This window comes from Vibrio sp. M60_M70 (genome assembly GCF_037162085.1).
GTDB lineage: Bacteria > Pseudomonadota > Gammaproteobacteria > Enterobacterales > Vibrionaceae > Vibrio > Vibrio diabolicus.
Genome location: NZ_JARLUL010000002.1, coordinates 1,595,484 through 1,609,092 on the forward strand (window position 1 = coordinate 1,595,484; position 13,609 = coordinate 1,609,092).

The following is a 13,609-nucleotide window of genomic DNA, read 5'->3' on the forward strand; positions in this document are numbered from 1 at the left end:
TAGAGTATTCGCTCGTTATAGTTTGCGTAACATCGCCACAGTGCGAACCAAAACCAAAATGAAGAACACGACGCATGAAAAAGTTATTTTTGTTGGCTGGGCTAATAGTTTGCTCAACCCTAAGTTACGCTTCCCAACTGAATGAAGACATTTCTCTCATCGAACAACAAACCTCAAGCAGAATTGGAGTCTCGGTTTGGGATACGCAAACCGATGAGCGCTGGGATTACCGTGGCGATGAACGCTTCCCACTCATGAGCACATTCAAAACCTTGGCTTGCGCCACAATGCTAAGTGATATGGACAGCGGTAAGCTAAGTAAAAATGCGACCGCGAAAGTCGATGAGCGCAGCATCGTTGTGTGGTCTCCAGTGATGGACAAACTCGCAGGCCAAAACACACGCGTAGAACACGCTTGTGAAGCTGCGATGTTGATGAGTGATAATACTGCTGCCAACTTAGTATTGAATGAAATCGGCGGCCCTAAGGCCGTTACAATGTTTCTGCGATCAATTGGTGATAAAGCGACGCGCCTAGATAGATTAGAACCACGTTTGAACGAAGCGACACCGGGAGACAACCGCGACACAACCACACCTAACGCCATGGTAAACACTCTGCGAACCTTGATTGAAGGAGAAACGTTGTCTTACGAGTCTCGCGTGCAATTAAAAATCTGGATGCAGGACAACAAGGTTTCAGACTCGTTAATGCGTTCAGTATTACCAACAGGTTGGTCTATCGCCGACCGCTCTGGTGCGGGTGGTCACGGTTCGCGCGGTATTAACGCAATCATATGGAAGGAAAACCATCGTCCTGTTTACATTAGTATCTATGTCACAGAAACCGAGCTATCACTGCAAGCCAGAGACCAGCTCATCGCGCAAATCAGTCAGTTGATTTTACAGAAATACAAAGATAATTAATTCACTGCTTACGTATTTACTTTCCTAAGTTCACCCTCTTTGCCCTTCTCTTCCCTGAAGGGCTTTCCTATTCTTTGGTTCTACCTCAAAAACACCCCTTATTGAGTAATGACTTACTTATAAATAGGTATAACATTTATTCATTTAGGCGTGAGTTAACGCCCACATTAAGCAATTGAACACACATAGATGGCGATAAATAAACCATAATCTTACGTAGAAACGCATTTTTCTTGAAAATAGCTTCGTGTAACTTATTGTTGGTATTTGCAACATCGCAAGGAGATGTCTATTGAGACTTGAAAGAACTTTTAACCCTGATGACTTATCGATGCAGAATATGGAAAGTCCGATCTGTATGCCGATAGGGTTTGTTCACTTTTTAGCTCAATCGGAAACATTGCAGCAGGTGCTTGATACGGTCGCAGAATGGATAAATCGTATATTCAATTCCGACCGCGCGAGTATCACGCTTTATGAAAATGATGATCATCTAAAGGTCTACTCTTTCTCTGGTAATAAAGCGATTCCGGCTGAATTCTTGGTACCTATTCACCGAGCTTTTGTTGGCCGAGTGTTCAAAAAACAACAACTGATGATCTGTGACGATGTCACTCAATCTGATGAGGTCGATTGTGTGATGCTGGCATCCAATGGCATGGGGACGTGTATGGATGCGCCTTTAATGCACGGTAAAGTCTGTTTGGGCACGCTTAATGTTGCACATCATCAAACGCACACTTACACAAACGAACAAGCGGCACAGCTTCAGTGCATCGCTAACTGGATTGCTTTAAACATTGCTCTTCATATACAAATTATGAAAATGGAGCATCTCGCCACAACGGATGATCTGACTGGCATTCCAAACCGCAGAGAATTCATGCGACAAATCGAAAGCCGCTTGACTGAATACCGCACCCAAGGCATTGACTTCCATGTTGCTATTCTAGATTTAGACAACTTTAAGAGCCTTAATGATCGGTTTGGTCATGATGCTGGCGATAAATCGCTGATCCATGCAGTCAACACCATTCAAAGTCATCTACTTGACTGTGACTTACTTGCCAGAGTTGGCGGTGAAGAGTTTGCCATCGTACTAAGAAGCCGCTCATCGCAAGAAGCCCTAAACACATTAGAAACGATTCGCTATGCGCTAGAAACTACGACGATTCAACACTCAGGTCGTGATATGAGCTTTACCGCTAGTATTGGTGTAACTCAAGTCTGTAGCTTGGATGACTCGTTTGAACCACTCGTAAAACGCGCCGACTTAGCCCTTTACAAAGCCAAAGAAACCGGTAGAAACCGTGTTGAGGTTCATAAAACAGAAGAAAACTAGAAAAGAGAGTGATAAAAAAGGTAGCGACTTGTTGCGCTACCTTTTATAAATTCTAACCCGCCTAAAATAAGTAATACGAACTTTAAGCCAGTTTAGAAATAAGAGTGAGCAAATTTAATTATGCTTTCTTAAGATCTTTAGCTGGGTAAGTTAGCGTTTTCTCGCCTGCTTTTACGTGTGTGTAAAAACCGCCACTGCTTAAACCTGTAACAACCATTTCGCCAAGATCGATACCTTTAGTCGCTACTACTACGTCACCGATTGAAAACATATTGAATACCTTGTTTATTTAGATTAAGACACTAAGTCGTTGCGCGGTATTTAATATGATATTAGGCAAACCACCTAATCGAATTTTTTATCGTAAAGATTAATTTTTATTTGGCGTGAACTCTAAGTTTCCATATTGAAAAAACCACAATATTTCCCAAAAACAGATGCGCTATTCTTGTTAAATACGTTAAGATTTTCTAGCATCAATTGCGGAGGTTTACTCCGCCTCATTGGAGATAAATGATGAAGAAAGGCCTAAAAATGCGTGCACTAGAACGCTCTGATTTGCGCTTTATTCACGAACTAAATAACAACCGAAATATCATGGCCTACTGGTTCGAAGAGCCTTATGAATCTTATGATGAGCTCGAAGAACTGTACCGAAAACATATACATGATGACGCAGAAAGACGCTTTGTGGTTGAAGATGAAGACGGCATAGTGATTGGATTGGTCGAACTTATTGAGATCAACTACATTCACCGAAGCGCTGAGTTTCAGATAATCATCGCCCCAGAGCATCAAGGACGAGGTTATGCGACAGAGATGATTAATCGTGCATTGGATTACTCCTTCTCGATTCTTAATCTACGTAAAATATACTTATTGGTCGCAGTGGATAATGAAGTCGCTATTCATTTATATAAGAAATGTGGTTTTATTGAAGAAGGCCATTTAGTAGAAGAATACTTTATTAACGGAGCCTATAGCGATGTTAAGCGTATGTATATATTAAAACACCAATATCAGAAAAAGATCGAAGAAAAGAACGCGATTCACTAATTTATTCCATCAAAGTAAAAACGCAGCCATCGTTGCTGCGTTTTCAATTTACTCAAATTGATATTGGTAAGATAATGCGACGCGCCTATCTGCCTCATCTAAATAGGTGTTGTTGTCCATGACAAACGTCATTACGTTAAACGAGTGACGTTTATTCACGAGATAACCAAGGCCGATACCACCAAAGAAGCCTTTGTAGTTCTCTCCTTCACTGTTTTCTGAGCCGTAAGTGCCTGCTGCGAAGCTGATTAACGTCAGCTCTTTGGTAAACGATTTCAGCGCAAATGCACCAACGTAACCACTGCTGCCTGAAGAGCTCATCATATTGAAGCCATTCTCTGCACTTGGAGTGCCCGTAAAATTAGGCTCGCTACAGTGGCTACTTTCTGCACCGTCACATACGGGAACATCACCAGTGTTGTACGTATAGCCTGCCATTGGGAAAATTTGGAAGCCTGCTGGCTCAATCCCGAAATAACTTAACGGCATAAAGGTACCAACGCTGTAGTTGGTTTGATCCGCGCCGTTTACGTATTCATTTTTACCAAAATTGAAATTCACGATACCGACCGGAAACAACCACGAACCACCAATACGCCACTCGCTCGCATCATCATTGATACGCAGGTTGATTTTGCGCGCTTGGTCAAGCGCAAGTGAGCCCGAGAAGGAGATGTTTTGATCATCAAAATCGTAGTTGTTTGCGTACGACGCGCCAAATTTCGTGATGACTTTTGTTGGGTCATCCGCCAACTTGTTTTTATTGTCTTTTACTCGATGCTCGGCACCATGAGCCAGCGTACTGACCAACAAAGTCGTACACACTAACGCTAGTTTGTTTTTCATTTTTAGTCCTTTGAGATGTTGAATACCCACACTTAGCCGCACAGATACTTTTTAAATCATCACTCACTGGGTGTGACAGAAGCGCCCTAACTACCTTAGATAGCGCGACAGCATCCAGTGCAGGTAGTTAGGGTAGAATGGCCTGTAAGGAAGGCGTTTTAGCGATTAGGAATGATTAGTTTTTCCAGTTGTAGCTCATGCTCATGAAGTACAGAGCAGGCTCATCAAAGCCAGCTTGTAAGCGTGGCGTTTCTGACGATTCCATCAAGATCGCTTCAAACGCGAAACCAATTGAGTTTTCTGAATCCAATTTGTAATCAATGCCTGTACCAATGCGGTACGCCTTGCCAGTAGGAACGGTTATGTCACCGTTTGATTGGCTTTCATACATGCTGGTATCGAATGCAAAACCTGCATTCCACATCATTTTTTCATTCAGTTTGTACTGAGTACCCAATGCGATTTGGTAAGTGTCTTGTGTCTCTACGTTCAGCGTGGTTGTGTATTCGCTCCAGTCTTGCCAGTTCACGTTCCACATCACCGCTAGGTCATCATTCACTTCATGGTAAGCACTGAAGATCAGTTGTTGCGGAGCAATGGAGTTACTATTGTCGAATTCAAATTCGGTTTCAGAAGAGTAAGACAGACCAAGACGCGTGCCTGATGTTGCCTCATAAAGCACACCTACTCGGCCATTAACCTGAGTATTTTGGTCTTCGTCTAAGTATTTTTTATGCACGCCAGAGCTAGCCAACGTCCCTTCTACTTCATACATACCGTACTGAATACCAAGCGCCGCACCCACAGACCAGTGATCATTGATGCGGTAAGAAGCGGAAGGTTGAATGGTCAAGGCTTGCGTCGTTGCTGTAGGAATATCTAAATGATTATCCAAAAGACCTTCGTACTCGAGGCCAAGACCGTAGTTGCCATACAGACCAATACCCAGCGTCCATTTGTCGTTCACTTGTTGGCTGTAAAATGCCGACGCCATAGGAACAAAACCAATCACGTTGCCCGCATCACCAGTCATCGTGTCTAGTTGCGCGTCACCGTAAAGGCCAATCAGGTTACCAGAGAAAGATTTACCAGAAACATTCGCCAGACCAGCCGGGTTTGCTGCCATTACTGAGGCATCTTGCGCACGAGCCGCCATACCAGCGGATGCCAAACCAATATCCGATGCTGTTGTTTCGTAAAGGTATAACCCACCCGCTTGCGCAGCAGCACACGTCAGTAGAGAGCTCGCTACGACGATTTTTGAAAGATTTTTCATGCTAAAACCTATTATTGTTAGGGGAACCCACGCTGCGACGGTGGTTGTATATCAATGAAAGGCATTGGCCAATCGCACACAGCGTGGGGGTGTTGTGGAGTCAGTCGGTTGAAATCAGCGTTATTGCTCGCTCACCTCAAGTTCAGTGGGTTTCTTTCGCTTAAACTTCTCGCGCAGAGATTGCATCATCACGAAGAACACTGGCGTCAGTAACGTGCCTACAAACGTAGAGAGAATCATGCCGCCGAATACCGCAAAGCCCAGTGAATGACGAGATGCCGCACCAGCACCCGATGCAATCACCAACGGGAATACCCCCCAGATGAAGGCGAATGCGGTCATCTGTACTGCACGGAAACGGATTCGAGCAGCTTCTTTAGCAGCATCAATGATGGATAAGCCCTTTTCTTCTCGCAGAACTTTGGCAAATTCCACGATAAGAATCGCCACTTTGGCGGACATACCGATCAAGATGACCACACCAATCTGCACGTACAAATCGAACGGTTGTCCCACCAGTAATAACGTCCCCATTGCGCCGAGAATCGCGACTGGAACCGCCATCATTACCGCAGCAGGAATGGTCCAACTTTCGTACTGAGCCACCAAGAACAAGTAGGTGAACAGCAAAGACAATGCGAACGCGATTGGCGCCATGTTGCCTGCTTTCATCTCTTGGTAAGTCATGCCTGACCACTCGTACGAGTAACCACTTGGTAAAGATTCTGCAGCCAGTTTTTCAATGGCTTTTACAACATCACCCGAGCTGTAACCTGGCGCTGGTGCACCGTTCACGGTTGCAGAACTGAACATGTTGTAGTTCGACAAGGTATCAGGGCCGAAGATCGGCTTCACTTTCACTAGCGTTGCCAATGACACCATTTTTCCAGAGCTTGAACGAACAAACAGATGGTTGATGTCGTCGATGTTGTCACGGTATTGCTCTTCTGCTTGCACTTTCACTTGGTACGAACGACCAAACAAGTTGAAGTCAGAAATGTAGGCACCGCCCAACTGTGCTTGCAGTGTGCTGAAGATTTCATTCAACGGTACGCCCATCGAAATCGCTTTATCGCGGTCAATATCGATGTAACGTTGCGGAATGTTCGCACGGAAAATCGAGAACGCACGCGCCACTTCAGGCAGTTGATTGATTTGGGCAACAAAATCAGCGGTTGTTTTTGCCAACTCTTGTGGAGAACGGCCCAAGTTGTCTTGCAGCACAAGGTTGAAACCATCCACCGCACCCATGCCTTTGATTGCCGGCGTCGCGAAAACGAACGAAGCGGCATCTGGCGTTGAGTTCAGCATTTGGTTAACTTTGTTCATCAACGCGCGTTGGTGTAACTCAGGGTCTTTACGTTTGTTCCAGTTATCCAGTTTGATGATCAACATGCCCGAGTTTGGAATCGACGCCATGTTAATTACCGAGAAGCCCGCAACCGAAACCACGTTCTCCACACCTTCCATCTGTTTTAGCTCATCAACGTACTTCTTCATTAATGGTGCAGTACGCTGCAATGCTGCTGCGTCTGGCAAACGCATTTCGACCATGAACACGCCTTTATCTTCGTTCGGTACGAAAGAAGAAGGTACGGTCATGAACGCAAACGCCAGCACCGCAATAAGCGCGCCATAAACACCGATACTCAGCACAATGCGACGGCTCAAGAAACCAACTAAACCTTGGTATTTGCGCGTTATTGCTTCAAAACCTCGGTTAAACGCACGCAAAGGCGCAATAGGTTGCGAGTGAGTTGATTTCAACATCAACGCACAAAGCGCTGGCGTTAACGTTAATGCGTTGATCGCAGAGATCAGCACCGACACACAGATGGTGACCGCGAACTGGTTGAACATTCGACCAGAAATACCCGGCAATAGCGCAACCGGTACGAATACCGCCAACAAAATAAGCGTTGTTGCCAATACTGGACCCGTCACTTCTTTCATGGCTTGGATCGTGGCCGGAATCGGGTCTAAATGCTCTTCATGAATAACCCGCTCCACGTTCTCCACCACGATGATCGCATCGTCCACCACGATACCGATGGCGAGGATCAAGCCAAACAACGAGATGGTGTTAATGGTCATGCCCATCACGCCCATGATTGCGAACGTCGCAATGATGGAAACCGGAATCGCTAAGGTTGGAATGATGGTCGCTCGCCAGTTCTGCAAGAAAACGTACACAACGAAGGTGACAAGAAGTACCGCAATCACCAGCGTCTCATACACTTCATCAATCGACGTCTCTACGTATTCGGTAGAGTCATACGCGATGTCGTAGACCAAATCATCTGGGAACGATTTCTCGTACTCTTTCATGGCCTCTTTCACGCGTTCCATCACGTCTAGCGCGTTCGCTGTCGGCAACTGGTACAAGGCCAGAACGGCGGCTGGTTCGTTATTCATACGACCATCAGCTTCGTAACCTTGTGCGCCAACTTCCACACGAGCCACATCTTTCAAGCGAATCAAAGAACCTTTCTTGCTCGCACGGATGATGATGTTCTCGAACTCTTCCGCAGAAGTAAGGCGGCCTTTGGTTTGCAAAACATATTGATATTGCTGGTCACCAGGAGCTGGCATACCACCGATCTTACCCGCCGCCACTTGGATGTTTTGCGTTTTAATTGCGCCAATAACATCACTAGCGGAAAGCTTCAAGGTGGCCAGTTTATTTGGGTTCAACCAAATACGCATTGAGTAGTCTTTCTTACCCAGCAGCGTAATGTCACTCATACCTTCGATACGTTTTAGACGCTCAACAATATTGAGATCCGCATAGTTGGAGAGGTAGATACTATCGTGAGACTGTTTCGGAGAACGCAGTGTAATAACGCCCAACATGTCGGAAGATTTCTTCTTAACCGTCACACCGATTTGGTTTACTTCTTGTGGGAGAGAAGACGTCGCTTGCGCCACCAAGTTGTTCACACGAACCTGCGCCATATCGCCATCTGCGCCCACTCGAAAATAGATACGTAGTGTGTATGAACCATCGTTACCAATCACAGAAGACATGTAAATCATGTCTTCAACGCCGTTGACTTTGGCTTCTATCGGCTGTGCAACCGTCTTTTTAACCACGTTCGCGTTTGCACCCGGATACAGGGTGCTCACCGTAATTACCGTCGGAGAGATTTGAGGATACTCAGAAATTGGCAAGACTTTCAGGGCGATCATACCCATCAATGTCATCGCCAGTGAGATCACCAAAGCAAACTTCGGCCGGTGAATGAAAAATTTACTTAACATCAGTACTCACTCAGCCTTGTTCACTCTGTAGTTCAACGTCTTTCACCGTTGCACCCGGACGCACTTTTTGTAGACCATTGACGATGACTTTTTCGTTAGCCGCCAAACCAGTCAGCACAGCACGTTTCACACCGTAGGTCTGACCGAGTTCAACGTTACGACGAGACACCACGTGATCATCACCAACCACCATGACGTAGTCACCCGCTTGATCTTGCTGAACAGCCGCCGATGGGATAAGCAAACCATCAATGGTTTTGTTGCGCAGCTTGATGGTCAAGTTGCCATATTCACCCGGCATAAGCGCGTAAGTTGGATTATCGAATTGTGCCTCTGCTCGAATTGAGCCTGTTTCTAAATCGATCTTGTTGCCAACGGCGTAGATCTTGCCATCAAGCGGATACAATGAACCGTCTGAAAGCGTCAGTGTTAAATCAACATCCAGTTTGTCATCGTTACGATGAGCCACATCAATGGCACTTCTTACTCGGCGGTAGAGCTTCTCATCCACATCAAAGCCAAAGCGAATTGGGTCGATTTGAGTGATCGAAACAAGAGGAACGAGTTGAATTTTCGAAATACGGTCACCCACTCGGAAGTTGCTGAAACCCACGCGGCCAGAGAAAGGAGCACGCACAGAGCTAAATTCAAGATCGAGCCTTGCTGAAACCAGCGTCGCTTTCGCCTCTTCTACCGAAGCAATCGCTGCGGCGTGCGCGGCAATGGCGTCATCGTATTGCTGCTCACTGATGCTTTTATCTTTGATGAGTTTCTTCACACGTTCTGCATCACGCGTAGTTTGAACGAGTTGTGCTTTTGCTTTTTGCAACGACGCTTTTGCATACGCCAGTGCCGCTTTGTAAGGACGGTCGTCGATTTCAAACAGCAATTGGCCTTTTTCTACCATATCGCCATCTTTAAAATGAATCGCGGTTAATTCGCCACCGACTCGAGGCATAATATCAACGTCATTTACCGCTTCAGTTCGACCGATAAAAGTATGATAAGGAGTGATTTTTGTTTCGGTTAGGGTAACGGTTTCAACAGAGTGTGCTTGGGCAGTTTTCGTTGCGATATCGCCAGTTTTGCATCCTGATAGTAATGCAGAAGATATAGCAATAGATACCAACGCAAATTTATATTTGGCTTTCATGATAAACCTACTTTATGTAGAAAGTGCCCTAGCCTAAATATTTAAATATATGGATAAACACACTTTATATTCTGGAAATAAACGAGGGAGTTAGAATTGGTAGTTAAATTCGATACGGTGATCACCATCACCGAAATTAACGTGCTCATTCCAGTTTGCAAAGTAACGAATATTTGCGCGAGGATTAATTTGATAAGACAACGCAAACTCATGAGTTAAGATATTATCTTCACCCGCGTAATAAGTATCTTTATATTGACTAGACCCTGACAATGTATGCATATACATTGGGTTGTAGTTAATCCAGATTTTATCGGTTAATTCAATTTTTGAGTACATACCGACAACGGTGAAAGTACCTGGAATTTCATAACCTTTGCCATCACCACTAAAATCATTAGCAATAGTGACACCTGCACCAGCCAAAGGAAATAACTGCAACATACCAAACTTAGGTAGGCCTTGAATAAAGCTGTAAGATGCATCTAATTTATCGTTATCAACGTCGTAGTTTACATCTAATTGACGGCCTAGACCTTTTGCGACTTCTACTTGGAAATTACGTAGTCGGAACGAGTCAATGCTGTCATCAACATTGGCATACATTGGATCGTCATTGTCGCGAATGCCAAATAGCTCACCACCAATGCCTTTCATTTCGATGATGTTCATCGCCATGGTGCCAGGCTGGCTAGATTGGTAAGTTTGACCGATTTTGATGTTTGCGCCTTTGTCAGTAATACCAAAGCCCGCTTGGGTGTAAACCGCAAGTGGGTCAGACATATCTTGTAGTTCTTCGTCATTATTTGTCTGAGCATAAGCAGAAGACGCGAGTTGAAGGGCTGCTGCCATGATAACAACAGACGGTTTCACTAAATTCATAAAACTGTATCCATTTTAATGATTATAAAATTATTCACGTCATGAGGTCATCATAAATAGCAAGCAACACAACTCGCTTTGGATAATATAAATTATCAAAGCAAATTTAATAATGACGAAACATTAGACGTTTTAATTAAAATAAAATAAAGCGTCGTAAAAGTTCAATCACTGCTACTTATATCTTATATAACTTGAAATTTGGTAGGCTTTACGAAGAAGGGAATATTAAAAATTATGAAAATTCAATTATCATTAGAACAAATGATTAATTAAATTTACCATATAATTAAGGAGTGCAATGGTGTTAGGTGATCGCGATCAAGTTTTATTTGTATCGTATATTACTCTTCAGGTAAAGAAGAGAGTTGTAATAAATTGCAAATACCTTAATTTAATTAGCCTTGCGGTCAATTTAGAATAGTTACTCCACAATAAATTGAAAGGAAATCACACTCTGTGATTCCCTTTTATTTTCGAGAGCAAAAGCACCAATGCATTTCGTTAACTAAAAACGCAAACGATTCGCACTATTGCAGTTTCTCTATCCCCATATTGAACAGTGCAAAGCTATAAATATCTGCATTTGTCTCAATTATTTTACGCGTTGGTGTGCCAGCACCATGTCCTGCATTGGTTTCGATGCGAATCAAGGTCGGATTTGAACCCGCCTGTTTTGACTGCAACTCAGCAGCAAATTTGTAAGAGTGAGCAGGAACAACACGATCATCATGATCACCCGTTGTAATCAATGTTGCTGGGTATTCCACCCCCGCTTTTACATTGTGCACTGGCGAATAACCTTTCAGATATTGGAACATCTCTTTACTTTGCTCTGCCGTACCGTAGTCATACGCCCAACCAGCACCTGCGGTAAAAGTATGATAACGCAGCATATCCAGTACGCCGACTGCTGGCAGCGCCACTTTAAACAACTCTGGACGTTGCGTCATAACAGCCCCCACTAACAAGCCACCATTCGATCCACCGTTAATGGCTAACTTGTTTGATGACGTTACCTTTTCATCAATTAGAAATTCAGCCGCCGCAATAAAGTCATCAAACACATTTTGCTTTTGCATTTGAATGCCAGCGTTGTGCCACTCTTTACCATACTCCCCACCGCCACGAATGTTCGCTACCGCGTAAATACCACCAAGCTCCAGCCAAGCCGCACGTGTCGGGCTAAAAGATGGTGGGAGGCTAATGTTGAAACCACCATAACCATATAGGATGGTTGGTGCACTGCCGTCCATCGGTGTCCCTTTTTTATAGGTGATGATCATCGGCACTTTTGTTCCGTCTTTTGAGGTGTAAAACACCTGGCGAGAGTCATACAAAGCGGGATCAAATGGCGCTTTAGATTTGTAGTACATCTCGCTATCACCATCTTTGATGTTCAGACGATACGTAGTGCTTGGCATCTTGTAGTTGGTGAAAGAATAGTAGACTTCGGTTTCATCTTTTTTACCCGAGAAACCGTATGCGCTGCCAATATCAGGCAATTTGATTTCTCGGATGAGTTTGCCGTTCATGTCGTATTGCTTCACCATCGAGATCGCATCAACAATATAACTCGCAAACAAATTGCCACCCGCGGTAGAAACGCGTAACACATTCTTTGTTTCAGGAATCAAATCTTTCCAGTTTTTGGGCTGCGGCTGACTCGCATCCACCGTCACGACGCGTTTGTTCGGCGCGTTAAGGTTCGTAACCAAGTACAGTTTCGTGCCTTGGTTGTCTATCACCCAAGTATCAGAACTGGTGTTATCTAAAATGGTTTTAAGCGGGCTGTTTGGCTTACTCAGATCTTTAAAGAACAGTTTGTTACCCGATGTCGATACGCTGGCTGAGATAAACGAGTAGCGTTCATCATCTGACGTATAGCCGCCAACATAACGGTATTTCTCTTCCTCAAAGCCGCCGAAAATCAGCTGGTCTTCACTTTGCTTCGTTCCAAGTTTATGAAAGTAGAGCTTGTGTTGATCTGTCTTCGCGGAGAGTTCACTCCCCTGTGGCTTGTCAAACTTGAGTAATAGAAACCTTGATTGCCGAGCCAACTGATGCCGCTGAACTTAATATCCACCAGCGTTTCACCGACTGGCTTTTTGGTTTCTGTGTCTAACACAATGACTTTGCGCCAATCGCTACCGCCTTCCGAAATGCTGTATGCGACCAAAGAACCGTCTCGTGAAAAACTCACTCCCGCTAACGATGTGGTGCCATCCTCACTAAAAGTATTTGGATCGAGGAAAATTTCTGCTTCACCATCACCTAGCTGCCGATAAAGCACATCTTGGTTTTGTAACCCGTCATTTTTGTAGAAATAAGTGAACTTACCCTCTTTGAACGGTTGGCTTTGCTTTTCGTAGTCCATGAGCTTAGTGATGTGCTCTTCAATCTGCTCGCGGTAAGGGATTTTCGACAGATAATCAAACGTCACTGCATTTTGTGCCTTCACCCATTCTGCGGTTTCTAGGCTGAGATCGTCTTCCAACCAGCGATAAGGATCACTCACTTTTGTACCAAAGTAGTCATCGACAACATCCACTTTTTGTGTGATTGGATACGTGATGGCTTTCGGGGTTACTTGTTCAACCGACGACTGCGCCGCTTCATTTGCATGCGCCACAGACAACACACTTCCGAGTGCGAGAGCCGTTGCTAATGCTAGGGTGTTCTTTTTCATGAAATTCCTTTTTATTTTTCTGTTGTCTTTTTGTGCAATACATCAGAACTCTACTATATATCGACAAAATGAATCTAATTTCATTAAACGAGTTGTGAAAGCCATCCTAACTCCCTCATTTCCTACCAATTCTACATATCGGTAAGTGGCGGTGTAGAGCTTAGGAACAACGCTGAAG

At 44.4% G+C, this 13,609-nt stretch carries 10 protein-coding genes and 1 pseudogene; 3 read left to right on the forward strand and 8 right to left on the reverse strand.

Features of this window, described 5'->3' with window-relative positions; genetic code table 11:
* Nucleotides 1–74 precede the first annotated feature (74 nt).
* Both blaCARB and P4S59_RS22780 read left to right on the forward strand, forming a co-directional pair.
* On the forward strand, nucleotides 75–926 hold the full coding sequence (gene blaCARB / locus P4S59_RS22775) for a CARB family carbenicillin-hydrolyzing class A beta-lactamase (protein WP_337169113.1): 852 nt from the start codon (nucleotides 75–77) through the stop codon (nucleotides 924–926).
* Between the two features lie 292 nt (nucleotides 927–1,218).
* Complete coding sequence (locus P4S59_RS22780; RefSeq protein ID WP_337169114.1) at nucleotides 1,219–2,268, forward strand: sensor domain-containing diguanylate cyclase; 1,050 nt, start codon at nucleotides 1,219–1,221, stop codon at nucleotides 2,266–2,268.
* A 118-nt stretch (nucleotides 2,269–2,386) separates the two neighbouring features.
* Here the strand turns inward: P4S59_RS22780 and P4S59_RS22785 are convergent, their stop codons facing one another.
* Nucleotides 2,387–2,539: a hypothetical protein gene (locus P4S59_RS22785; protein ID WP_005375418.1), complete on the reverse strand. Its 153-nt coding sequence runs from the start codon at nucleotides 2,537–2,539 to the stop codon at nucleotides 2,387–2,389.
* Between the two features lie 245 nt (nucleotides 2,540–2,784).
* On the opposite strand from P4S59_RS22785, the gene speG reads away from it, so the two are divergent.
* Nucleotides 2,785–3,324 (forward strand): spermidine N1-acetyltransferase, encoded by a 540-nt coding sequence (gene speG / locus P4S59_RS22790; protein WP_041853120.1) that lies wholly within the window; start codon nucleotides 2,785–2,787, stop codon nucleotides 3,322–3,324.
* 48 nt (nucleotides 3,325–3,372) lie between these two features.
* Here speG and P4S59_RS22795 read toward each other — a convergent pair whose 3' ends face one another.
* The 7 genes and pseudogenes from P4S59_RS22795 to P4S59_RS24450 all read right to left on the reverse strand — a co-directional run.
* Complete coding sequence (locus P4S59_RS22795; protein WP_104970180.1) at nucleotides 3,373–4,170, reverse strand: hypothetical protein; 798 nt, start codon at nucleotides 4,168–4,170, stop codon at nucleotides 3,373–3,375.
* Nucleotides 4,171–4,345: 175 nt separating this feature from the next.
* Nucleotides 4,346–5,446, reverse strand: coding sequence for an OmpP1/FadL family transporter (locus tag P4S59_RS22800; protein WP_258658629.1), 1,101 nt, complete (start codon nucleotides 5,444–5,446; stop codon nucleotides 4,346–4,348).
* A 120-nt stretch (nucleotides 5,447–5,566) separates the two neighbouring features.
* The gene (vmeQ, locus tag P4S59_RS22805) at nucleotides 5,567–8,707 is read right to left on the reverse strand and encodes an efflux RND transporter permease subunit VmeQ (protein WP_337169115.1); all 3,141 of its coding nucleotides are present in this window, start codon (nucleotides 8,705–8,707) and stop codon (nucleotides 5,567–5,569) included.
* Nucleotides 8,708–8,717: 10 nt separating this feature from the next.
* The gene (vmeP, locus tag P4S59_RS22810; RefSeq protein ID WP_337169116.1) at nucleotides 8,718–9,860 is read right to left on the reverse strand and encodes an efflux RND transporter periplasmic adaptor subunit VmeP; all 1,143 of its coding nucleotides are present in this window, start codon (nucleotides 9,858–9,860) and stop codon (nucleotides 8,718–8,720) included.
* A gap of 90 nt (nucleotides 9,861–9,950) precedes the next feature.
* Nucleotides 9,951–10,742, reverse strand: coding sequence for a hypothetical protein (locus P4S59_RS22815; protein ID WP_114322857.1), 792 nt, complete (start codon nucleotides 10,740–10,742; stop codon nucleotides 9,951–9,953).
* Nucleotides 10,743–11,272: 530 nt separating this feature from the next.
* A complete protein-coding gene (locus P4S59_RS24445) occupies nucleotides 11,273–12,166 on the reverse strand; it encodes a prolyl oligopeptidase family serine peptidase (protein ID WP_443089055.1) in 894 nt (297 codons plus the stop codon).
* Nucleotides 12,167–12,172: 6 nt separating this feature from the next.
* Nucleotides 12,173–13,431: pseudogene (locus P4S59_RS24450) on the reverse strand (S9 family peptidase); the annotation flags it as partial.
* Between the last annotated feature and the right edge of the window lie 178 nt (nucleotides 13,432–13,609).